We start from the raw sequence: 23,111 nt of genomic DNA, 5'->3' as shown, positions 1-23,111 counted from the left end.
CATAAAGCCCGCCGATGACCGCCAGGATCGAACGACCGCTTTCACCCCATTTGCAGACCTACCGGTGGACGCTGACGATGGCGCTGTCCATCGTCCACCGCGCCACAGGTGTGGCGCTCTATTTCGGCACCCTGCTGCTCGCCTGGTGGCTGATCGCAGCCGCCTCCGGCCCCACCGCCTACGCCAATGTCCAGGCCTTCACAGGCAGCGCGATCGGCAAGCTGATCGTGTTCGGCTACACGTGGGCGCTGATGCACCATCTGTGCAGCGGCATCCGGCATTTCGTCTGGGACCTCGGCTACGGCTTCAAGGCCAATGAGCGCGAAGCTCTGACCTGGGGCGCGCTGGTCGCCGGCATCGTGCTGACCGTGCTGGTCTGGATCATTGCCTACGCGGTTGGAGGTGGACGATGAGCGGCCCCTCTTCGATGCGCACGCCGCTCGAGCGCGTCCGCGGCCTCGGCTCCGCCCATACCGGCACGGGCGATTTCTGGCGTCAGCGCCTCACCGCGGTTGCGATGACGCTCCTGATCGTTCCCGTGATCGTCGTGGTGATCATGCTGATCGGCCGCAATCATGCCGGCGCCGCACAGATCCTCGGCTCGATCCCGATCGCCATCATCCTGCTGCTCTTCATCGTCGCCAGCACCTGGCACATGAAGATCGGCATGCAGGTCGTGATCGAGGACTACATCCATAACGAGAAGCTGAAGATCGCCAGCGTGATGGCGAACAACTTCTTCTGCGTCGCGGTCGCTTTGGCCTCGATCTACGCAATCCTCAAATTGTCGTCGGGAGTATAACCCATGGCCGGTGAAGGAAACGGCAAGGCCACCAACGGCAGTGGCCCGGCTACCAATGGCAAGGCCTACCCGATCCAGGACCACACCTACGACGTCGTCGTGGTCGGCGCCGGCGGCGCGGGCCTGCGCGCCGTGGTCGGCTGCTCGGAAGCGGGCCTGCGCACCGCCTGCATCACCAAGGTGTTCCCGACCCGCTCGCACACCGTTGCGGCGCAGGGCGGCATCTCGGCCTCGCTCGGCAACATGCATCCCGACGACTGGCGCTGGCACATGTACGACACCGTGAAGGGGTCGGACTGGCTCGGCGACCAGGACGCGATCGAATACATGGTGCGCAACGCCCCCGACGCGGTCTACGAGCTCGAGCATTGGGGCGTGCCGTTCTCGCGCACCGAGGATGGCAAGATCTATCAGCGTCCTTTCGGCGGCATGACCCTGGACTACGGCAAGGGCCAGGCGCAGCGCACCTGCGCCGCGGCCGACCGCACCGGTCACGCCATGCTGCACACGATGTATGGCCAGTCGCTGCGCCACGCGGCCGAGTTCTTCATCGAATTCTTCGCCATCGACCTGATCATGGACGACCAGGGCGTCTGCCGCGGCGTGATCGCGCTCAAGCTCGACGACGGCACGCTGCATCGCTTCCGCGCCCAGACCACGATCCTGGCGACCGGCGGCTATGGCCGCGCCTATGCGTCCTGCACCTCTGCACACACCTGCACCGGCGACGGCGGCGGCATGGTGCTCCGCGCCGGGTTGCCGCTGCAGGACATGGAGTTCGTCCAGTTCCATCCGACCGGCATCTACGGCTCGGGCTGTCTCGTCACCGAAGGCGCCCGCGGCGAAGGCGGCTATCTCGTCAATTCCGAGGGCGAGCGCTTCATGGAGCGCTACGCGCCGTCGGCCAAGGACCTCGCCTCGCGCGACGTCGTTTCGCGCGCGATGACGATCGAGATCCGCGAAGGCCGCGGCGTCGGCAAGAAGAAGGATCACATCTTCCTGCACCTCGATCACCTCGATCCGAAGGTGCTGCATGAGCGGCTGCCGGGCATCTCCGAATCGGCGAAGATCTTCGCCAATGTCGACGTCACCCGCGAGCCGATCCCGATCGTGCCGACCGTGCACTACAACATGGGCGGCATTGCCACCAACTATCACGCCGAGGTGCTGACCAAGCGCAACGGCGACGACAATTCGGTGGTGCCGGGCCTGATGGCGATCGGCGAAGCCGCCTGCGTCTCGGTTCATGGCGCCAACCGCCTCGGCTCCAACTCGCTGATCGACCTCGTGGTGTTCGGCCGCGCCGCCGCGCTGCGCCTTGCCGACAAGCTGACGGCGAACGCCAAGCAGCCGGAGCTGCCGAAGGATTCGGCCGACCGCGCACTCGGCCGGCTCGATCACTTCCGCTACGCCTCCGGCGGCACGCCGACCGCGAAGCTGCGCGACAGCATGCAGCATGTAATGCAGAACAATTGCGCGGTGTTCCGCACCGGCGACGTGCTGCAGGAAGGCCAGAACCTGATCCACAAGGTCTATGGCGGCGTCGGCGACATTTCGGTCTCCGACCGCTCGCTGGTGTGGAATTCCGACCTGATCGAGACGCTGGAATTCGACAATCTGATCGTGCAGGCGGTCGTGACGATGGATTCGGCGGCCAACCGCACCGAAAGCCGCGGCGCGCATGCGCGCGAAGACTTCTCGGCCCGCGACGACAAGAACTGGATGAAGCACACGCTGACCTGGATCGATCCGGCCGGCAAGACCGCGATCGATTATCGTCCCGTCCACGACTACACGATGACCAATGATGTGCAGTACATCCCGCCGAAGGCGCGGGTCTACTGAGAACGAAGGCGAGCAAGCATGGTTGAATTCGCACTTCCGAAGAATTCGAAGATTTCCGGCGGCAAGACCTGGCCGAAGCCGGCCGGCGCCACCGAAACGCGCGAGTTCCGGGTGTATCGCTGGAACCCGGACGACGGCAAGAATCCGAGCGTCGACACCTACTACGTCGACACTAATGATTGCGGTCCGATGGTGTTGGACGGCCTGATCTGGATCAAGAACCACATCGACCCGACGCTGACCTTCCGCCGCTCCTGCCGCGAAGGCGTCTGCGGCTCCTGCGCGATGAACATCGACGGCCAGAACACGCTGGCCTGCACCAAGTCGATGCACGACGTGGGCGCCGGCGGCGCGGTGAAGGTCAATCCGCTGCCGCACCAGCCGGTGGTGAAGGACCTGGTTCCCGACCTGACCAATTTCTACGCCCAGTATGCCTCGATCGAGCCGTGGCTGAAGACCACGACGCCGACGCCGCAGAAGGAGTGGAGGCAGAGCCACGAGGACCGCGAGAAGCTCGATGGTCTCTACGAGTGCATCCTGTGCGCCTGCTGCTCGACCTCCTGCCCAAGCTACTGGTGGAACAGCGAGCGCTTCCTCGGTCCCGCCGCGCTGCTGCAGGCGACGCGCTGGGTCACCGACTCCCGCGATGAAGCGACCGGCGAGCGGCTCGACAATCTCGAGGATCCCTTCCGCCTCTATCGCTGCCACACCATCATGAACTGCGCCAAGGCGTGCCCGAAGGGCCTCAATCCCTCGGAAGCGATCGCCGAGCTCAAGTTCAAGATGGTCGAACGCCAGATCTGATCCGACGCAACCGCGGCTGGCGCTGTGATCAGCGGCCAGCCGCCGCGGGCCGGATCAGAATATCGGCGCCGACCGCATCGACGGCAGATCGATCGAGGTCGAGCACGACATCGACGATGCTGTGATCCTCCGGATCCATCGTCACGGTGAAGCCGAGATCGCGGCACATCCCGATCATCGTGGTGTTCTCGGTCAGCACCTGGCCGGACAGCCGCTTCAACCCCTCCGATCGCGCATAGTGGATCAGGAGCTGCATCAGCGCCCAGCCAAGCCCTTTGCCCTTGAGATCGGACTGCAGCAGGATCGCATATTCGGCGTTCTGGTACAGCGAGTCCGAGTGCAGCCGGACCGCTCCCATCATTTCGCCGGTGTTCGGATCGAGCGCCACAAAGGCCATCGCGCGCGCATAGTCGAGCTGGGTCAGGCGCGCGATGAAGGCGTGCGAGAATTCCTTCATCGCGTGGAAGAAGCGCAGCCTGAGGTCTTCGGCGGTGACGCGCTTGAAGAACTCGGCGACCAACGGCTCATCCTCCGGCCGCATTGGGCGCACCGTGACGCGCGAGCCGTCGCGTAACGCAAGCTCGCCCTCCCATTGCGACGGATAGGGCCTGACCGCCAGTCTGGTTTGACCGGCGAACAGCCGCGCCGGCTTGCGGATCGCCACCCGCGCATCGAGCGCGAGCACGCCGGTCTCGTCCGCCAGCATCGGATTGATATCGAGCTCGGCGACCTCGGGGAGGTCGGCGGCCATCTGCGCCAGCTTGACCAGAGTGAGCGGCACCAATTCGACCGGGACGGCCGGCACATCGCCATAGCCGCCGAGCAGCCGCGAGACGCGCGTCCGCCCGACCAGCTCATGGGCGAGATTCATGTCGAGCGGCGGCAGCGCCACCGCCTTGTCATTGATCACCTCGACCGCAGGGCCGCCCCGGCCGAACACGATCACCGGGCCGAAGGTCGGATCGTCGGCGATGCCGAGGATCAGTTCGCGCGCCGCACGCCGCACGATCATCGGCTGGATCGTCACGCCTTGCAGCGTCGCATCCGGCCGCGCGCTTCGGGCGCGATCGAGCACCGTCCTTGCCGCTTCGACGACGCTCTCCTTGGTGCGCAGGTCGAGGATGACGCCGCCCACATCGGACGCGTGCCTGATGTCGCGCGAGAACACCCGGACCACGATCGCGTGGCCCCCGGCGAGGAACGGCACCGCCTTCTCGGCGGCGTCCTCGGCACTGTCCGCAACGACCGTCGTCACGATCGGAATGCGATAGGCATCGAACAGGGCGACGATCTCGGCGGGATCGAGCCAGGCGCGCCCTTCCGACAATGCCTTTACAACCACATGCCGCGCCGCGGCCGTCTCCGGCGTGAACACCGATGCGACGCCCGGCGGGGTCGCCGCGAGCGCCGTGGAGGCCTCGCGATAACGCACCAGATACATGAAGGCGCGGACCGCATCGTCCTCGGTCGGGAGGTGCGGAATCCGCGCCGCCTCGAAGATCGCGCCGGTGCGCTCGTCGGCGCCGACCCACGCCGCAAGCACCAATGCGGCGACCGCACTTCGTTTGGTCCTGCGGTCCCGCACGCACTGCGCCACCGCCTCGGCAATGCCCTCGGCCGGCGCCACCGCGGTTTCCACGTTCGCGACCAGGACCGCATCGTTGTTCGCGTCATCGAGCAGCGCGTTGAGCGCGACCACGTAGCGGGCGGCATCGGCATCGCCTGCGATGTCGACGGGATTGGCGCACGACCAGCCCGGCGGCAGTAACTCGTCGAGCCGCGCGATGGTCTGCGGCAGCAGCGTCGCGGGAATGCCGCCGAGCTCGGCCAGCCGATCGGTCGCAAGGATGCCGAGCCCGCCGCCATTGGTCAGGATCGCGAGCCGGTTGCCGCGCGGCACGAAGCCGCGGCCGAGCAGCTCGGCGCAGTCGAACAACTGGCGAAGATCGTAGACGCGCAGAATGCCGGCGCGGCGGAACGCGGCGTCATAGACCGCATCGGAGCCGGCCAGCGCGCCGGTGTGGGTCGCGGCGGCCTTTGCCCCCTCCGCCATCCGCCCCGACTTGACGACGACGACCGGCTTCATGCGGGCCGCGGCGCGCGCCGCCGACATGAACTTGCGCGCATCCTTGACCGCTTCGAGGTAGATCAGGATCGCGCTGGTATGATCGTCGAGCGCGAAATAATCCAAGAGGTCGGCGACGTCGACATCGAGCTGGTCGCCGATCGACGCGATGCCGGAGAAGCCGAGCCGCCGCTCCGCCGCCCACTCGATCATCGCCGACGCGACCGCGCCGGACTGCGAGATCAGCGCGACATGGCCATCCGACGGCTGATGAGAGGCGAAGCTCGCATTGAGCTTCGCGCGCGGCACCATGACGCCGAGGCAATTCGGCCCGACCAGGCGCATGCCGTGCCGTCGCGCCGTCTGCTCCACGATCTCCGCGCGCGAGCCTGTGCCATGGCCGAGACCGGCCGACAGGATCGCGGCGCCGGCAACGCCGGCGAGCCCGGCCTCTGCCACGATCTCCGGGATCGCGGCCGCCGCTGCGCTGATGACGACGAGGTCGGGAACGAACGGAAGCGACTTCAGGTCCGAAACAGTGGACTGGCCATCAACGTCCGCATAGTACCGGTTGACGACCCCCAGTCTGCCGGCGAAGCCGCTCGCCTTGAGGTTTCGCAGCACTGCCGCGCCGAGCGACGACGGCCGCGGGCTGCCGCCGACGATGGCGATGCTTCGAGGCGAAAATACCCGCTCCAGGCCGAACGTCGACATTACGTGGTCTCGCAGGGAACCCGTGGATGCGCGGGAGGCGCCCCCGAACGAACTCTACTTCGTCGCCCGCCAGGTTGCACCCATTGCCGCCGCGACAGAACGCGACGGCGCGGCTAATGCAGCCCCAGCGCCTGCGCCAAATTGAAGGTCAGGAAGCTCGCGACATAGGCCAGCGCGAGCATGTACAGGAACGTCACCACCATCCACTTCGCGCCGCCGGTCTCGCGGCGGATCACCGCGAGCGTCGAGGCGCATTGCGGGGCGAAGATGTACCAGACCAGCATCGACAGCGCGGTCGCCAGCGTCCATTTCTGCGCCAGCACCTGGCCGATCTGCTCGGCGGCCTCCTTGCCGCCCTCGATCGAATAGACCGTGCCGAGCGCCGCGACCGCCACCTCGCGTGCCGCCATGCCCGGGATCAGCGCCACCGCGATCTGCCAGTTGAAGCCGATCGGTCGCAGCAGCGGCTCGAGCGCGTGGCCGATCATCGCCGCAAAGCTGTAGTTGATCGCCGGCCCCTCGGCGCCGGCCGGCGCGGTCGGGAACGAGGCCAGGAACCAGATCAGCACCATCATCGAGAGGATCGTGGTGCCGGCGCGATACAGGAACATCTTCGCGCGATTGAGGACGCCGATTGCGATGCTGCGCAGCCGCGGCACCTTGTAGTCGGGCAATTCCAGCATGAACGGCGCCGGCGCATGGTCGCGCCACAGGAAGAACTTTGCGATCGCCGAGACCGTCAGCGCGCTGGTGATGCCGGCGGCATAGAGGCCGAACATCACGAGCCCCTGCAGGTTGACGAAACCCCACAGCGTGGTCGACGGAACAAAGGCCGAGATGATCAGCGTATAGACCGGAATCCGCGCCGAGCAGGTCATCAGCGGCGCGATCAGGATCGTGGTCAGGCGGTCGCGTCGGTTGTCGATCACTCGCGTCGCCATGATGCCGGGGATGGCGCAGGCAAAACTCGACAGCAGCGGAATGAAGGCGCGGCCGTGCAGCCCGGCGCCGCCCATGATGCGGTCCATCAGGAATGCGGCGCGCGCCATGTAGCCGAAATCTTCCAGCAGCAGGATGAACAGGAAGATGATGATGATCTGCGGCAGGAACACGATGACGCTGCCGACGCCCGAGATGAGGCCGTTCTGCAGGAAGCTCTGCAACAGGCCCCAGCTTTCCGGCAGCAAATCGTGGATCAGCTGCCCGAGCGCGGAGAAGCCGTCCGACAGCAATTCCATCGCCGGCTGCGCCCAGGTGAACACCGCCTGGAACATCACGAACAGGATCACGGCCAGGATCGCGAGACCCCAGACCGGATGGAGCACGATCGAATCGATCCGGTTGGTCAGCGTATCGGGTTTGGTCGGCAGCGTTACGGCTGCCGCGATGATGCGGTCCGCCTCGCGCTGCGCCGCCTTGAGGTCGGCGATCGTCGGCGCCGCCCACTCGCTGGCCGCCGGCTCATGCGACCGTGCCAGGAATTCGTCGGTCCGCTTCAAGAGCTCGTCGACACCGCCCTTGCGGACCGCGACCGAGGTCACGATCGGCAGGCCGAGCTCCTGCGACATGCGATCGAGATCGATCGTGACGCCGCGCCGCCTCGCGATATCGATCATGTTGAGCACCAGCATCATCGGCCGGCCGACGCGCTTCAGCTCGAGCACCAGCCGCAAGGTCAGCCGCAGATTGGTGGCGTCCGCGACGCAGAGCACGAGATCGGGCACCGCCTCGCCGTCAAAGCGGCCGAGCACGATGTCGCGGGTGATTTCCTCGTCCGGGCTGCGGCCGCGCAGCGAATAGGTGCCGGGCAGATCGAGCACCGTCACGCTGCGGCCCTCCGGCGTGACGAAGCCGCCGGATTTGCGCTCGACGGTGACGCCGGGATAATTGGCGACCTTCTGGCTGCTGCCGGTCAACCGGTTGAACAGCGACGTCTTGCCGGTGTTCGGCGCGCCGACCAGCGCCAGGCGCAGGGATGCAGTTGTCATTGGACGATCACGGCCATGGCTTCGCTCCGGCGCAGCGCGATCGTGATGTTGTCGACGCGCACCGCGATCGGATCCCGCCGGATCGTGCCTTCATGCAGGATTTCCACGCGCGCGCCCTCGACAAATCCCATCTCCACCAGGCGCTGCTCGAGCTCCTGCGGAGAGAGCGATGAACCCGTCACGAGCGCATCGAGCCTGATGATTTTTCCGACAAAACCGCGATCCGCATGTCCGAGCCGGATGTCCCGTACGTTTTCCTGGGAGGAGTTTGGATCGCCTGTCATGCGGCCTGTGTTTCAGCAGGTAGTCACAGGGTCAAGCATTTGCCCGTGGGTGGTTTTAGAACTCCTAAAAACAGCGCCCGCGAGCGTCATCCCGGCCGATTTTCCGCTTGACTGCCGCGCCCTCGCTAACATCGTGATCCCTCCGGGCGGCATCCGCCCGGCAGGCACGATTGGGTCGCCGCGCGGGCGGCATTGCCCCTCCGCGGCGGGCCCGAGCGCGGACCGGCTGCCGGCCGATCGCTCTGGACGCCCTTTCGCTGCCTGCGGACGCGGATCGCCATCCGCACGGCCATCCCGGGCGGGGTTTCGCTTCCTCCGGCGCGACGGTTTACGTTAAGGTCCGCAAGAAGCCGGAGCGCCCGTGCCGACCGCACACCGCAATTCGCTGAGACTGCTGCAATGGATGATGGCCGCCTCCCTGGCCCTTCCGCTGGCGCTGTTCTTGTTTGCTTCCGCGATGTCCCGGATCTCGACCAGCGAGGCCGCCGACCAGGAAATCCAGCGCACGCTTGACGTCGCCCATGAGCACGCGCTCAAGGTGTTCGAGACCATCGACCGCAGCCTGGCCGAGATCACCGAGGTCATCCGCGGCATGAGAGATGCCGATATCGCCGCGCGCGAGAAGAGCCTGCACGAGCGGCTGCGCCGGGTCGCCGACACGCTCCCCCAGGTGAAATCGATCTGGGTGTTCGATGCCAACGGCCATGCGCTGGTCAACAGCCTCGTGCAACCGGCCCCCGACATCGATTTCTCGGATCGGGATTACTTCCGCATCCATATGGAGCGCGACATCGGCACCTATATCGGCGAGGTGCTGACGCCGCGCGCACCCTATCATGGGTCGCGGTTCTTCAGCGTCGGCCGCCGCCGCAACAACGAGGACGGCAGCTTTGGCGGCGTGATCCAGGCCTCCGTGCTGCCGGAATATTTCGAGAATTTCTACGCCAAGATCGGCCGCGAGCCCGGCAGCTTCCTGGCGCTGATCCGGACCGATGGCTCGATCCTGGCGCATTTCCCTGTCATCGAACACGACGCCAGGTTCGAGCCGAGCGGACCGCTGGGGCGACAGATCGTCGCCAATCCCGAGACCGGCGGCATGACGATCCGTTCCCCGGCCGACGGCATCGAACGGCGAATGCGCTATCAGCGGTTGGCCGAATACCCGATCTATGTCAGCGCCGGGCTCGAAACCTCGGCGATCCAGGCGCGCTGGATCTCGACCATGGCGCAGCACCTGATCTTCGGCATACCGGCCACCGCACTGCTGTTCGGCCTGCTCGCGCTCGCCTTCCGGCGAACCCAGCGCCTGCAGGAGGAGGCCGACCGGCGCATCGAGGCCGAGGACGCCTTGCGGCATGGCCAGCGGCTGGAGGCACTCGGGCAACTCACCGGCGGCGTCGCGCATGACTTCAACAATCTGCTCACCGTGATCCGCGCGTCGGTCGACATGTTGCGGCGGCCGGACCTGCCGGAGCCGCGGCGGCAGCGCTATATCGATGCGATCTCCAACACCGTGAACCGTGCCGCCAAGCTGACCAACCAGCTGCTTGCATTCGCGCGCCGGCAAACCCTGAAACCCGAGGTATTCGACGTCTGCCAGAATGTCCGCACCCTGAGCGAGATGATCACCACCCTGATCGGCTCGCGGATCGAGATCACGGCGCAGGTGCCGGACGAGACCTGCCTCGTCAACGCCGATGCGGGCCAGTTCGAGACCGCCATCATCAATATGGCGGTGAATGCGCGCGACGCGATGGACGGCGTCGGCCGGCTCACGATCGCGGTCCGCGCCGTGAGCAAGCTGCCGTCCGAGGCAATCACGCCGCCGAGCCCGCACGGCCATGTCGCGGTGTCGGTGGCCGATACCGGTGTCGGAATTCCGCCGGAGCTGTTCGGCCGCATCTTCGAGCCGTTCTACACTACCAAGGAGGTCGGACACGGCACCGGCCTTGGCCTGTCGCAGGTGTTCGGCTTCGCCAAGCAATCCGGCGGCGAGGTCACCGTGACCAGTGAAGTCGGCAAGGGCTCGACGTTCACGCTGTATCTCCCGCGTGTCGTCGGCAGACACAACGCGCAATCGCCGCTCACGGAGGATGCCCCTTCGGTCGATCCGACCAGTGCGTCGGTCCTCATCGTCGAGGACAATGCCGAGGTCGGAAAATTCGCCGCCGACACGCTGACCCAGCTCGGCTGCACCTGCGTTCTGGTCGAGAACGCCACCCACGCGCTGGAGGAGCTGGCCGTCGACCCCAGCAGGTTCGACCTGGTGTTCACCGATGTCGTGATGCCCGGCATGAGCGGCATCGAGCTTGCGGAGGAGATCCGCCGGCAGCGGCTCGATCTGCCGATCGTGCTTGCCTCCGGCTACAGCCAGGTGCTGTCGCAGCAGGGCAGCGGCGGCTTCGAGCTGCTGCAGAAGCCGTACTCGGCCGAGCAGCTGGCGCGCGTGCTGCACAAGGCCACGCGCTCGCGCCGGCTGAAGCGAGACCAGGCGGCAGCGTCGTGACGATGGACGGCAGGTTTTCGATTCCGTTGCCTCACCGCCGGTGTCGTCACCCGCGCATGCGGGTGATCCAGTATTCCAGAGACGCCGAGTCCAATCTGATAGGCCGCGGCGTACTGGGTCGCCCGGTCAAGCCGGGGCGATGACAGCGTGGAGGAGGACGCAGCTTCGCATCCTCGCGACATGATTTGATCGCGGGTACCGCGAGGAACCGTTTGATTTGCCTTGGCGTTGTCGTGGCATGGGCAAAGCTGCGGCAACATCCGAAGCTTCGAGCAAGCAATCTTCCGCCAAGGCATCTTCGCCTCGGGCGGCGGGCGCGAAGCAAGCCGGCCTCGAAGAGGCCGACGCCGCGCAGACCGAAGACGACAAGTCGGAATTTGTCGAGGTCATCGCCGAAGACGGCGACCATGTCGAACCGCCGCCGCCGGAAATTCTCGAGCCCGATCCCGAACTGTCGCCCGAGGAAGCCGAACAGGCGCGCAAGGACTATTTGCTGACGCGGTTCTGGATCAGCGCACGGGGATATTGGGGACGCAACGGCGACCGGCTGGCGTGGCTGTTCACGATCTGCCTGTTGCTGCTGATCGTCGCCAATGTCGCCGTCCAGTACGGCATCAATGTCTGGAATCGCGCGATCTTCGATGCGATCGAAAAGCGAGATTCAATCAGTGTCTTTCACCTGACTGCCATCTTCTTTCCGCTCGCGATCGGCAGCGTGCTGCTGGGCGTCGCCCAGGTGTTCGGCCGCATGGGCATCCAACGGCGCTGGCGCGCCTGGCTGACCAACGCCGTTGTCTCGCGCTGGCTGGCGAACGGCCGCTACTACCAGCTCAATCTCGTCGACGGCGATCACAAGAATCCGGAATACCGCATCGCCGAGGATCTGCGGATCGCAACCGACTCGCCGGTCGACTTCATCGCCGGCGTGACGTCGGCGCTGCTGTCTGCCGCCACGTTCATTGTCGTGCTCTGGACGATCGGCGGCGCGCTGACGCTGACGCTCGGCGGCTCCTCCGTCAGCATCCCGGGTTTTCTTGTCATCGCCGCGATCATCTATGCCGCGATCGCGTCCGGCTCGATCACGGTGATCGGGCGCCGCTTCGTGCAGATTTCCGAGGACAAGAACCAGGCCGAGGCCGAATTCCGCTATGTGCTGACCCGCGTGCGCGAGAACGGGGAAAGCATCGCGCTGCTCGGCGGCGAGGCCGAGGAACGCGACGGCATCGACAAGACATTCTCGAACGTGCTGCGGCAATGGGCGCGGCTCGCCGGACAGCACATGCGCACGACGCTGGTGTCGCAGGGATCGAATCTCATTGCGCCGGTGGTGCCCTTGCTGCTGTGCGCACCAAAATTCCTCGAGGGCAGCATGACGCTCGGCCAGGTGATGCAGGCGGCCTCCGCCTTCACCATCGTGCAGACCGCATTCGGCTGGCTGGTCGACAATTATCCGCGGCTCGCCGACTGGAACGCATGCGCGCGCCGCATCGCGTCGCTGATGATGTCGCTCGACGGGCTTGAACGCGCCGAGACCGGCGACGGCTTCGGCCGCATCAAGCGCGACGAGACCGCGGGCGAGGTCATGCTGAGGCTCAACGACCTCTCCGTTACGCTCGACGACGGCACGGCCGTGGTCGGCGAGACTGAAGTCGCGATCGAGGCGGGGGAACGGCTGCTGGTTGCCGGCGAATCCGGGACCGGCAAGAGCACGCTGGTCCGCGCCATTGCCGGCTTGTGGCCCTGGGGCGGGGGCAGTGTCAGCCTGCATGCGGACCGCCGCCTGTTCATGCTGCCGCAAAAGCCCTACGTACCCTCGGGCACGCTGCGGCGCGCGGTGGCCTATCCCGGCGCTGCGGAGGACTGGAACGTCGATGAGATCGGCGACGCCTTGCACAAGGTCGGCCTCGACCATCTCAAGGAGAAGATCGAGGAGGACGCGCCGTGGGACCAGACCCTGTCCGGCGGTGAGAAGCAGCGGCTCGCCTTTGCCCGCCTGCTGCTGCACAATCCCGACATCGTCGTGCTCGACGAGGCGACCTCCGCGCTCGACGAAAAGAGCCAGGACAAGATGATGGAGATGGTGACGACGCAATTGCCGAAGGCGACCATCGTCAGCGTCGCCCATCGCGTCGAGCTCGAAGCATTCCATAGCCGCAAGATCGTGCTGGAGCGCCGCAAGGGCGGCGCCAGGCTGGTCAGCGACGTCGACCTGATCCCGCGCAAGGGCAAGCGAAGGCTGCTCGGACGCTTCCTGCGGCAACGGCGAGCCTCGGCCAAGGCCGCATAACGGACGTTGGCGCTCCCGTCAAAACCGGCTATGCATGCGCCGCTTTTGATGAGGCAATGCGTGATCCCGAGCAACGACATTTCGCCGGCCCCGTTCGGCGCCCTGGCGCCCAATGCGGCGCAGGCTGCCATTATCCGGCTTGCGCATGGCAGCGGATTGAAGCGCGGCGCGTTCCGGCCCTGGCTGTCGTGGCTGGTCAATCTGTTCGGTTCGGGACCGCTCGATGTGACCTATCAGGGCGCATCGTTTCGCTTCTATCATCAGGCGAGCGCGACCGAGCGCGGCGCGCTGTTCAATCCCGATTACAATCTGGAAGAACTCGCCTTCCTGCGGGCGCATGTCGGCGCCGGTGGCACCTTCGTCGATCTCGGCGCCAATGTCGGCACCTATGCGCTGGCGCTGGCGGGCGATGTCGGGCCCAATGGCAAGGTGATCGCGATCGAGCCGCATCCGATGACGCATGCGCGGCTCAAATTCAACACGCAGGCCTCCGGCTATCCGCAGGTGCGCCTGGTTGCAGCCGCCGCAGGTCCGACCGACGGCGAGCTGATGATCGAGACCGACGGCGACAATCTCGGCGCCAGCCACATCGTCACCGGCACGCCCACGGGCAAGGCGTTCAAGGTGCCGTCGCTGCGGCTGCAACGCATTCTCGAAGAGGCCGGCGCGACCAGCGTCGATGCGCTGAAGATCGACGTCGAGGGGTTCGAGGACCGCGTGCTCACCGGCTTCTTCCGCGACGCGCCGGAGCAGCTGTGGCCCCGCGCTGTCGTGATCGAGCATCTGTCAAAGGACGATTGGACCGACGACTGCATTGCGGACATGCACACGCGCGGTTACGTCGATCAGGGCCGGACGCGAAGCAACACGCTGCTGGTGCGGGAATGAGATGCGGCCGAGGTCGAGGTCGGTCGCGCCGGACGACGGACTTTGCCTTCTCCTTCCCCCTCAAAGGCAGGGCTGTCCGGGGAATGATTCACTGTGTCGCGGTGCATGCTCGGCGAAACCGAGGCAAATCGGTCTTTTCTGGTTGTCGAGACACAGAAGGCCGAGCATGCGATTTCGCGATAGCATTTTTAGTAGGCTGCTTGAACCGATCAATCGGCGGCAGTTTCAGGCGGCTGTGGATCGTCTGGACGGGGATGCCTATGACAAGTCGTTCAAGAGCTGGGATCACCTGGTAGCGCTGATCTATGCGCAGTTGAGCGGGAACAACAGCCTGCGCGCCGTGGTGACCGGCTTCAACGCCAATCCTCAGCATCACTATCACCTGGGCACCGGCAGGTTGTCCCGCTCGACACTGTCGGATGCCAACAGCCGCCGCCCGTCCAGCATTTTTGCGCAAACCTTTGCACGATTGTCGGCGATGGCAAGCCGGCAGTTGCGGGGCGAAGGCACGGAGATGGTGCGCCTGATCGATGCCAGTCCGATCCCGCTTGGCAAAGTTTGCACCTGGGCGGCGTGGAACGGCCGCATCCGCGGCATGAAGCTGCACGTGGTCTACGATCCCAAGGGCGATATCCCGAAGTGCGTCGAGGTGACGGCTGCCAACGTCAACGATATCGAGATCGGTCGCCAGACTCCGATCCAGGCCGGCACAACCTATGTGTTCGACAAGGGATATTGCCGTTTCGACTGGTGGCATAAGATCAATGACAGCAAGGCTTTCTTCGTGACCCGGCCGAAGACGAGCATCCGGCTACGCGCGGTCAGGCATCGCACCATCCGCAACAGCAAGGGGGACGGCTTCAAGATCATCGTCGACGACGAGGTGAAGCTCACCAGTAAGGGCGACTCGCGTTTGCCGATACCGCTGCGGCGCATCAAGGTCAGGCGGGAGAACGGCGGCGTGATCACGCTTCTCACCAACGACACGACCCGAACGGCTGTCGAGATCGCCGCCCTCTACAAGAGCCGGTGGCAGATCGAACTGCTGTTCCGCTGGATCAAGCAACACCTCGACATTCGCAAGTTCCTCGGCACCAATGACAATGCAATCCGCCTGCAAGTCCTTGCTGCGATGATTGCCTACCTACTGTTGCGCATTGCCGCGCGGTCCCACTGCATCAAAATGCTGCCGCTCAGGCTCGCCGAACTCGTCAGCCAGTTCCTGTTCACCCGGCGAGCCTTCGCCAGCATCGAAAAGCCTCCGCCAATCAACCCTGGCCGTCGCAAATCCACAACGTCCCTCGACCAGATGGAACTCTGCTATGGTTGAACTTCCCCGGACAGCCCTGCCTCAAAGGGGGAAGGTCGGGATGGGGGTCCAGCCGCAGGTAACGGTATCTGCGGAGAGAGCGGATCCCCACCCGCTTTGCTCTGACGGGCAAAGCGACCTCCCCTTTCCAAGGGGAGGTGAAGCGCGGATGCCAATGCGGCACAACAAGGGAAGCTCGCAATGATCGACCATATCGGCTTTTCGGTCTCCGACTACGAGCGCGCGAAGGCGTTCTACCGGACGGCGCTGGCGCCGCTCGGTTACGGCCTGATCATGGAAGTGCCCGCGGAGGTGGCTGGGCACGCGCCTGCGGCGGGCTTCGGCGCCGACGGGAAGCCTGATTTCTGGATCGGCGGCGAAGGCGCGATGAACAAGCCGGTGCATATCGCGATCACGGCCAAGGACCGCGCTACCGTCGACGCCTTCTACAAGGCCGCGATGGCGGCCGGCGGCCGCGACAACGGCGCGCCTGGCATTCGTGCGCATTATCACCCGAACTACTACGGCGCGTTCGTGCTGGATCCCGACGGCCACAACATCGAGGCGGTCTGCCACACGCCCGGATGAGGTGCTTCAAGGAACGGCGCGGCGCGCGACCCGTTATCGCTTCGAACTGCGATGGAGCGATCAATGCGCGCGACGCGACCTGACATCGATGGACCTGACATCGGCAACTGCCGCACGGTCTCGACGTAATGCCGATCGAGCCCCCCGAGATTCCACCGACGACGCCGGGCACGCCGAGTGAACCGCCGCCGGAAATTCCGCCCGGCAATCCTCAGCCGGAGGTTCCACCGCCGGTGCGCGAACCGGGCGAGCCGCCGCGACCGGACGAGCTGCCCGGCAAGACGCCCGACGAATCACCGGTGCGCGGACCGCCCGCACCAACCGGCCCGCCGCCTGCGACAGATCGACCCGCCGTCCCCTGAGTCGCCATCGCGTCCTGATTCCAGATCGATTGCGAGTGTGTCCGAGCGTTTCTTCTGAACGCGCGGTGAACAAGCGCACATGCAACCCGTTATAATGTCGAAATAAACTTCGCCGATGATTCGGCGCTCGCCACAATCCGGCCTAACGGCTGGCAATTCATCGTCCTGCCGAATTGTTCGGCTCTGACTTCCTTATCCTTCCTGCCCAGACTTTCCGCCGGGGACTCCAAGACATGACAAAGCTTCGTCTCGTGCTGCTTGCCACGACTGCGCTGACGGTGATGCAATTCGCCACCTCGGCGTCGCAGGCACAAACCTCCCCGCTGGTCGTCGCACAGGCGCAGCCAAAGGAAGAGCTCGGACCTGACGGAAAGTCGAGGCCGCGGCCCGCGCCGGGCGCACCTGCGCATCCGGCTCCGCCCGCCGCCGCACCGCATCCGCAGGCGCCACCTCCGGCAGCCGCGCCGCATCCGGCTTCGCCGCCGGCCGCAGCGCCCTCGCGTCCGACACCGCCACCTCCGCCACCGGCCGCTGCTCCGCCGCATCCGACACCACCGGCTCCGCCGACAGCCGCGCCTGCGCGCCCCACTCCGCCTCCGCCGCCCGCGGCTGCGCCCGCACACCCTGCTCCGCCAACAGCTCCGGCACGGCCCGAACCACCCGCCGCGCGCCCGGCACCGCCTCCGCCGGCAGCCGCACCCGCACGGCCCGAGCCGCCTGCCGCGAAGCCGGCACCTGCACGGCCTGAGCCGCCTGCAGCGGCGCCCGCGAAGCCTGCGACGCCACCGCCACCGGCCGCCGCGCCCGCACATCCGACGGCGACCCCGACGCCGCCTGCCGCAGCACCGCAACGCCCGGGCACACCGCCGGCCGGCGCAGGTCCCGCGCACACGCCGCCGACGCCCACCCCGGGTGCGGCAGCTCCCGCAGCACGCCCCGGCACGCCGCCCGCGGCAACGCCGACGCCGGCAGCTCCGACAGCCGCGCCGGCCGAACGCCGGCCTGGTGATCGCCCGGGCGGCGAACGTCCAAGCGGCGAACGTCCTGGCGGCGCCAAGCAACCGCCGGGCACCCCGCCCGCTGCGACCTCGCCGGCAACGCCCGCGCCGGGTGCTACACCGGGTGCTGCTGCTCCGGGAGCACGCCCCGGCTCGCCGCCCGCAGCGGCAACGCCGACGCCGGCCGCACCTGCAACACCAGGAGCTGCAACACCGACGCCGGGTCAGCAGGGACGTCCTGCCACCCCTCCCGGCGCGCCTGCGACCCCGGGGGGAGCAGCAATGGGCGCTCCCGGCGCGGCTCCGGCTCCGGGCGTTGCGCCCGGCGTATCACCGGCCCAAGGAGCCGCCATGGGCGCGCCAGCGGCGCGGCCGGCCGGCCCCTCGGCGCCGGGTGTCGTCCCCGGCTCGGCGGCCGCAACGCCCCCGCCCGGCAAGGCGCAATACGCCCCGCCGACGGTTTCGTCCGCGTTCCGGGCCGCACCAACGGTCACCGCGCCGCTGCCGCCGCCGCCGCGGCATGACAACCTCAAGCCGCTCGCGATCGGCGCCGCGGTCGGTGCGGGCGTGGTGGCCGGCGCCATCATCGGCGGCACCATCGCCGACCTGCACAACCAGCGGCAGGAGGTCGTCGAAGGCGGCCGCACCGTTTACACCGAGCCGGACCGCATCATCATCCGCGATCCGGGTGGACAGGCGTATGTCCGCGGCGACGATAACTACCGCTTCCGCTATGGCGCGCGTGACATTCGCACCGAGACGATCGGCGGCGAGACCCGCACCGTCGTGGTTCGTCCCGACGGCAGCGAGATCATCACGGTGGTCGGCCCCGATGGCCAGATGCTGCGCCGGATCCGCAGGGACCCCGGCGGGCGTGAGCTCGTCATCATCGACAACAGCTATCGAGATCCGGGCGCGGTCGGCGGCTTCTATGTCGACCTGCCTCCGCCGGTGGTCCGCATCCCCTATGATCGCTACATCGTCGAGTCCGACAGCGCGGCGCCGGACGTGATCTACGACACCATGGAGGCGCCGCCGGTGGACCGGATCGCCCGACGCTATACGCTCGACGAGATCCGCTACAGCCCGAACGTCCGCATGCTGATGCCGTCGATCGACGTCAACAGCATCAACTTCGACTCCGGCTCGTGGCAGATTCCGCCGGATCAGGCGGCGAAGCTGCAGGCGATCGCCGACGGCCTTAACCGGGCCATCCAGCGCAATCCGCGCGAGGTGTTCCTGATCGAAGGCCACACGGACGCGACCGGCAACGACACCGACAATCTGTCGCTGTCCGACCGCCGCGCGCAGTCCGCCGCCGAGCTGCTGACGCAGCAATTCGGCGTGCCGGCGGAAAACCTGACCTCGCAGGGTTACGGCTCGCAATACCTGAAGGAGCAGACCGACGGACCGAGCCGCATCAACCGGCGCGTCACCGTCCGCCGCATCACCCCGCTGCTCAACGGCGGCACCGCCTCCGCAGCGCCGCCGCGCTGAGCCGGCGCGACATCACGATACGAAATGGCCGGGAGCGATCCCGGCCATTTTTTGTTTGTGGCGCGACGCGAAGCCTCTTGCTTCACCTCGCCCCGCTTGCGGGGAGAGGTCGGAACGCATCGCCAGATGCGTTCCGGGTGAGGGGGAATCTCCGCAAGTCTAATTATCACCGTGCCCGCGGAGAGAGCCCCTCACCCCAACCCTCTCCCCGTGAAGAACGGGGCGAGGCAGCGCCGCGCCGATGTGGACGCGGACTGCTTTGTCCGATCACCGCGCCATCTGCTGCGGATCGAAGAAGAAGCGCTCCTCGACCAGTTCCTCGCCGCGCCAGGTCTGCCAGGCGACCTCCTCCATGCTGCGGACCTTGCCGTCCTTGCCGGTGAATTCGAACCGCCAGCAAATCGCCGAATGATCGCCGTCGAGCAGCAGCGGCCCGAGCCGCGTGGTCTTCACACTGGTGACCGCGGCCAGCACCGCCGCTTCGCGCGCCGCCAGCGCCTCGCGGCCGACGCGCCATTCGCCGTCGTTTTCCTGGGTGCGGGCATCGGCCGAATAGAAGTTCCTGATTGCGCCGACATGATCGTTGGATTCGACCGTGTCGGCGAAGGCTTGCAGCGTCTTGAGCGAGGGCATGGGCACTCTCCATTTACAGACTGATGGTCGGTATTTATCGACCGGGAGTCGGTAAGTCAACTGGCGCCGCTCCGGAACCTGAGCTACAGATGTGCCATGGCAACCCAGGCCGAACGGCGCGAGAAGACCAGAGCCGCGATCGTCAAGGCGGCGCGGCGCATCTTTGGCGAGCGCGGCTTTGCGGCAGCGACGATGGACGACATCGCCGCCGGGGCGCGCGTCGCCAAGGGCGCGGTCTATCATCACTTCGCGACCAAGGAGGCGGTGTTCGAGGCGGTGTTCGAGCAGGTCTCGATGGACCTCGTCGCCGATCTCGACCGCATCTCGCGCGCCGAGAACGATCCGCTCGCGGCGATGGCGGCCGGAACGCAGGGCTACTTCGCGGCGTGTTCAAAAGGCCCGACCGGCCAGATTATCTTGCGCGACGGCCCCGCCGTGCTGGGCTGGGAACGCTGGCGCGAGATCGACGCGAAACATTTCGGCGGCAAGTTTCCGCGCGCGCTGACGGCGGCGATGGATGTCGGCGTGATCGCCAAGCAGCCGGTCGAGCCGCTGGCGCGGCTGCTGCTCGGGGCGGTGACGGAGGCTGCGGTTGCGGTCTCCGCCGGGCCCGACATCGGCAAGACCGGCACCGATTACGCGCGCGCGTTTCGATCGCTGCTCGATGCGCTCAGGGTGAAGTAGCCGAACCCTCTCCCCGCGTCGTCCCGGGTCAAGCCCAGGACGACACCGAGTTTTTGGTTACCTCAATCCTTGTCGTTCTCGAGCCGGAAAATCTGCGAGCCTTCGCCGCTGGAGAGCAGGCCGGTCTTGTTGTACAGCCCGAGCTTGGCGCGGGTGTCCGATATATCCAGGTTGCGCATCGTCAGCTGGCCGATGCGGTCGGCCGGCGTGAAGGCGGCGTCCTCGACCTTCTCCATGCTGAGGCGCTCCGGCGCATAGGTCAGGTTCGGGCTCTCGGTGTTCAGGATCGAGTAGTCATTGCCGCGGCGCAACTCGAGCGTCACCTCGCCGGTGACGGCGCGCGCCACCCAGCGCTGCGCGGTCTCGCGCAGCATCAGCGCCTGCGAGTCGAACCAGCGACCCTGATACAGCAAGCGGCCGAGCCGCATGCCGCTGATGCGGTACTGCTCGATGGTATCCTCGTTGTGGATGCCGGTGACGAGACGCTCATAGGCGATGTGCAGCAGCGCCATGCCGGGTGCCTCGTAGATGCCACGGCTCTTGGCCTCGATGATCCGGTTCTCGATCTGGTCGCTCATGCCGAGGCCGTGGCGGCCGCCGATCGTGTTGGCTTCCAGGAACAGCGCGACGGGATCGGCGAACGTCTTGCCGTTCAGCGCGACCGGCTGGCCTTCCTCGAAGCGCACCACGACCTTCTCAGGCTTGACGTCGCAATCGGCGCGCCAGAACGGCACGCCCATGATCGGGTTGACGATGGTGATGCCGCTCGCAAGGCTCTCGAGATCCTTGGCCTCATGGGTGGCGCCGAGCAAATTGCTGTCGGTCGAATAGGCCTTCTCCGCGCTCATCTTGTAGGCGAAGCCCTGCGCGGTCATGAACGCCGACATCTCGGCGCGGCCGCCCAGCTCGTCGATGAACTGCTGGTCGAGCCACGGCTTGTAGATGCGCAGGCTCGGGTTGGTCAGCAGGCCGTAGCGGTAGAAGCGCTCGATGTCGTTGCCCTTGTAGGTCGAGCCGTCGCCCCAGATGTTGACACCGTCCTCCTGCATCGCCGCGACCAGCATCGTGCCGGTCACCGCGCGGCCGAGCGGCGTGGTGTTGAAATAGGTGATGCCGCCGGTCGAGATGTGGAACGCGCCGGACTGGATCGCGGCGATGCCCTCATGCACCAGCTGGGTGCGGCAATCGACCAGGCGGGCCTTCTCGGCGCCGAAATCCATCGCCTTGCGCGGGATCGCGTCGTAGTCGGCCTCGTCGGGCTGGCCGAGATTGGCGGTGTAGGCAAAGACCTTGGCGCCCTTCAGCTTCATCCAGAGCAGCGCCGCTGACGTGTCGAGCCCGCCCGAGAACGCGATGCCGACTTTCTCGCCGGTGGGCAGGCTTTTCAGAATCGTGCTCATGGGACGGTCCAATCGGTCGAAGTCGGGATGATTACGCTGCGCGAATATCAAATTTCCGGAGCCTGGGCACGCCTTTAATCAGGCTTCCGGCTGGCTCGGCTCCGCCCGGCCGCCCCGGCGCCAGCGCTGCATCAGCCGGTAGCCCGGCATCGCCAGCCGCGTCAGCGCGGCATCGACCTGGGCATCGGTCAGCCGGGTCGCGGCCCAGCGGTAGATCAGTGCATAGAACAGCCAGACGGTGAAGAACGACACCAGACCGGCGATCGCCACATCGGTGAAAAAGTGCCCGCCAAAGGCCATGCGAAGCCCGCTGGTGACGATGCCGAACACGGTCGCCCCGGCAAAGGCCAGCGGCCGCCAGGCGGGCGGTGTCAGCGCCGCCGGCGCATAGGTCCAGAACGCGGTCGCGCCCTCGCCGGAGAAGAACGAGCAGTTGCGCGGGCAGCCGCCGCGCGGGTCCCACCACGGCTTGAATGGCAAATCGCCGCCGAACTGCGTCACGAACACCGGCCGCGGCCGGCCCCAATAGTTCTTGAAGGTGAGGTTGGTGAGAACGCCGGCCGAGAGCAGCATCGTGGTGAGCAGAAACACCGCGGCGCGGCCGGACATCAGCATCGGCCGATCCGGCCGGATGAATTTCCAGACGATGGTCACGATCGCCGGCAGCACCAGCCCCCAGGCGACCCACATCGCCGCGTCGCGCGCGAACGACGCGAGCGCGTCGAGCTTCAGCGGGAAGGTTTTCTGCGCGGCATCGTAGAACATGGCCGCGAGCTTCAGGTCGAGCTCGGGATAGATCCCGAACAGGATGCCGATGATAAGCGCGAGCGCCAGCGCGATAAAAAGTCCGGTCCGGTTCATGGCGCGCGGTTTAGCCGAGGCGGATGGTCATGGGAAGCATCACGGCCGCGGCGATTGCGACGGCAACGGCGGGGGCGGCGGCAACGGGCGGGGCGGCTCGCGCCAGGCGCCGGCGGTGCGGCCGGCGATCAGCCAGTAGACCAGGCCGGCGACGATGCCGGCGCCGGTCATGATCTCCATGTGCCGGCGCACGATGCCGTGGAATTGCATCATGTCGGGATCGAACGGAACCAGGCCGAGATAGCAGGCCGCGCCGACGATCGCGCCGCCGACAGCGTAGGCCAGCACGCTCCGGATGAAGAAGGCCTCGGTGATCAGCACCACGATCAGCGCGGGCAGCAATGCAAAGCCCGAGATGAAGATGAAGCCGAAGCCGAGCACGACGTTCACAGCACTCTGGTCGATCTGCCCGCCGAAATCGCTGATCTCGGGATACAGCACCGCGACCACCACGATGATCCCGGCCACGAAGCAGGCCATCAGGAAGCCGAAGGCGACGACGAACAGGCGGCCGATCAGGGCCATGCTACGAGCGCCCCGTCATTGCGAGCGGAGCGAAGCAATCCATCTCTTGGCTTGCCGAGCCATGGATTGCT

At 66.5% G+C, this 23,111-nt stretch carries 20 protein-coding genes; 12 read left to right on the top strand and 8 right to left on the bottom strand.

Annotation, left to right across the window (positions count from 1 at the left end; all coding sequences use genetic code 11):
* The first annotated feature begins 14 nt into the window (after positions 1-14).
* The 4 genes from sdhC to ACVW1C_RS20340 are packed head-to-tail and all read left to right on the top strand — an operon-like array spanning position 15 to position 3,451.
* Positions 15-413: a succinate dehydrogenase, cytochrome b556 subunit gene (gene sdhC / locus ACVW1C_RS20355; protein WP_092121389.1), complete on the top strand. Its 399-nt coding sequence runs from the start codon at positions 15-17 to the stop codon at positions 411-413.
* 14 nt (positions 414-427) lie between these two features.
* The gene (gene sdhD / locus ACVW1C_RS20350; protein WP_083992366.1) at positions 428-802 is read left to right on the top strand and encodes a succinate dehydrogenase, hydrophobic membrane anchor protein; all 375 of its coding nucleotides are present in this window, start codon (positions 428-430) and stop codon (positions 800-802) included.
* 3 nt (positions 803-805) lie between these two features.
* On the top strand, positions 806-2,647 hold the full coding sequence (gene sdhA / locus ACVW1C_RS20345; RefSeq protein WP_229169595.1) for a succinate dehydrogenase flavoprotein subunit: 1,842 nt from the start codon (positions 806-808) through the stop codon (positions 2,645-2,647).
* A gap of 18 nt (positions 2,648-2,665) precedes the next feature.
* A complete protein-coding gene (locus ACVW1C_RS20340; RefSeq protein WP_021078861.1) occupies positions 2,666-3,451 on the top strand; it encodes a succinate dehydrogenase iron-sulfur subunit in 786 nt (261 codons plus the stop codon).
* A 28-nt stretch (positions 3,452-3,479) separates the two neighbouring features.
* Here the strand turns inward: ACVW1C_RS20340 and ACVW1C_RS20335 are convergent, their stop codons facing one another.
* The 3 genes from ACVW1C_RS20335 to ACVW1C_RS20325 all read right to left on the bottom strand — a co-directional run bounded on the left by ACVW1C_RS20335 (position 3,480) and on the right by ACVW1C_RS20325 (position 8,502).
* Positions 3,480-6,230, bottom strand: coding sequence for a bifunctional acetate--CoA ligase family protein/GNAT family N-acetyltransferase (locus ACVW1C_RS20335; RefSeq protein ID WP_456759935.1), 2,751 nt, complete (start codon positions 6,228-6,230; stop codon positions 3,480-3,482).
* Positions 6,231-6,343: 113 nt separating this feature from the next.
* Positions 6,344-8,218: a ferrous iron transporter B gene (gene feoB, locus ACVW1C_RS20330; RefSeq protein WP_456759934.1), complete on the bottom strand. Its 1,875-nt coding sequence runs from the start codon at positions 8,216-8,218 to the stop codon at positions 6,344-6,346.
* Positions 8,215-8,502 carry a FeoA family protein gene (locus tag ACVW1C_RS20325; RefSeq protein ID WP_456759933.1) on the bottom strand — a complete coding sequence of 96 codons (288 nt, stop codon included), beginning with the start codon at positions 8,500-8,502 and terminating at the stop codon, positions 8,215-8,217. The genes feoB and ACVW1C_RS20325 overlap by 4 nt, the downstream gene beginning before the upstream one ends.
* A gap of 361 nt (positions 8,503-8,863) precedes the next feature.
* On the opposite strand from ACVW1C_RS20325, the gene ACVW1C_RS20320 reads away from it, so the two are divergent.
* The 6 genes from ACVW1C_RS20320 (at position 8,864) to ACVW1C_RS20295 (ending at position 16,442) form a co-directional block, all read left to right on the top strand.
* The gene (locus ACVW1C_RS20320; protein ID WP_456759932.1) at positions 8,864-11,008 is read left to right on the top strand and encodes an ATP-binding protein; all 2,145 of its coding nucleotides are present in this window, start codon (positions 8,864-8,866) and stop codon (positions 11,006-11,008) included.
* A gap of 238 nt (positions 11,009-11,246) precedes the next feature.
* On the top strand, positions 11,247-13,295 hold the full coding sequence (locus ACVW1C_RS20315; RefSeq protein ID WP_456759931.1) for an ABC transporter ATP-binding protein/permease: 2,049 nt from the start codon (positions 11,247-11,249) through the stop codon (positions 13,293-13,295).
* 30 nt (positions 13,296-13,325) lie between these two features.
* Positions 13,326-14,183, top strand: coding sequence for an FkbM family methyltransferase (locus ACVW1C_RS20310; RefSeq protein WP_456759930.1), 858 nt, complete (start codon positions 13,326-13,328; stop codon positions 14,181-14,183).
* Between the two features lie 166 nt (positions 14,184-14,349).
* Positions 14,350-15,513 carry an IS4 family transposase gene (locus tag ACVW1C_RS20305; protein ID WP_456757919.1) on the top strand — a complete coding sequence of 388 codons (1,164 nt, stop codon included), beginning with the start codon at positions 14,350-14,352 and terminating at the stop codon, positions 15,511-15,513.
* Positions 15,514-15,693: 180 nt separating this feature from the next.
* Positions 15,694-16,080, top strand: coding sequence for a VOC family protein (locus ACVW1C_RS20300; RefSeq protein WP_456759929.1), 387 nt, complete (start codon positions 15,694-15,696; stop codon positions 16,078-16,080).
* Positions 16,081-16,208: 128 nt separating this feature from the next.
* On the top strand, positions 16,209-16,442 hold the full coding sequence (locus tag ACVW1C_RS20295) for a hypothetical protein (RefSeq protein ID WP_456759928.1): 234 nt from the start codon (positions 16,209-16,211) through the stop codon (positions 16,440-16,442).
* Between the two features lie 192 nt (positions 16,443-16,634).
* Here the strand turns inward: ACVW1C_RS20295 and ACVW1C_RS20290 are convergent, their stop codons facing one another.
* On the bottom strand, positions 16,635-17,306 hold the full coding sequence (locus ACVW1C_RS20290) for a hypothetical protein (protein WP_456759927.1): 672 nt from the start codon (positions 17,304-17,306) through the stop codon (positions 16,635-16,637).
* 485 nt (positions 17,307-17,791) lie between these two features.
* Between ACVW1C_RS20290 and ACVW1C_RS20285 the strand changes: the two genes are divergently transcribed.
* The gene (locus tag ACVW1C_RS20285) at positions 17,792-18,937 is read left to right on the top strand and encodes an OmpA family protein (protein WP_456759926.1); all 1,146 of its coding nucleotides are present in this window, start codon (positions 17,792-17,794) and stop codon (positions 18,935-18,937) included.
* A 267-nt stretch (positions 18,938-19,204) separates the two neighbouring features.
* Here ACVW1C_RS20285 and ACVW1C_RS20280 read toward each other — a convergent pair whose 3' ends face one another.
* Positions 19,205-19,570: a nuclear transport factor 2 family protein gene (locus tag ACVW1C_RS20280; RefSeq protein ID WP_456759925.1), complete on the bottom strand. Its 366-nt coding sequence runs from the start codon at positions 19,568-19,570 to the stop codon at positions 19,205-19,207.
* Positions 19,571-19,666: 96 nt separating this feature from the next.
* Between ACVW1C_RS20280 and ACVW1C_RS20275 the strand changes: the two genes are divergently transcribed.
* Complete coding sequence (locus ACVW1C_RS20275; protein ID WP_456759924.1) at positions 19,667-20,254, top strand: TetR/AcrR family transcriptional regulator; 588 nt, start codon at positions 19,667-19,669, stop codon at positions 20,252-20,254.
* A 62-nt stretch (positions 20,255-20,316) separates the two neighbouring features.
* Here the strand turns inward: ACVW1C_RS20275 and argG are convergent, their stop codons facing one another.
* From argG to ACVW1C_RS20260, 3 genes are all read right to left on the bottom strand, one after another.
* Positions 20,317-21,654, bottom strand: a complete 1,338-nt coding sequence (argG, locus tag ACVW1C_RS20270) for an argininosuccinate synthase (RefSeq protein WP_456759923.1) — start codon at positions 21,652-21,654, stop codon at positions 20,317-20,319.
* A 78-nt stretch (positions 21,655-21,732) separates the two neighbouring features.
* Positions 21,733-22,515 carry a phosphatase PAP2 family protein gene (locus ACVW1C_RS20265; RefSeq protein ID WP_456759922.1) on the bottom strand — a complete coding sequence of 261 codons (783 nt, stop codon included), beginning with the start codon at positions 22,513-22,515 and terminating at the stop codon, positions 21,733-21,735.
* 39 nt (positions 22,516-22,554) lie between these two features.
* Positions 22,555-23,040 (bottom strand): hypothetical protein, encoded by a 486-nt coding sequence (locus tag ACVW1C_RS20260; protein ID WP_028340885.1) that lies wholly within the window; start codon positions 23,038-23,040, stop codon positions 22,555-22,557.
* Positions 23,041-23,111 lie beyond the last annotated feature (71 nt).

The organism is Bradyrhizobium sp. USDA 4011 (genome assembly GCF_054063415.1).
This window is presented reverse-complemented; position numbering and strand designations above follow the sequence as displayed.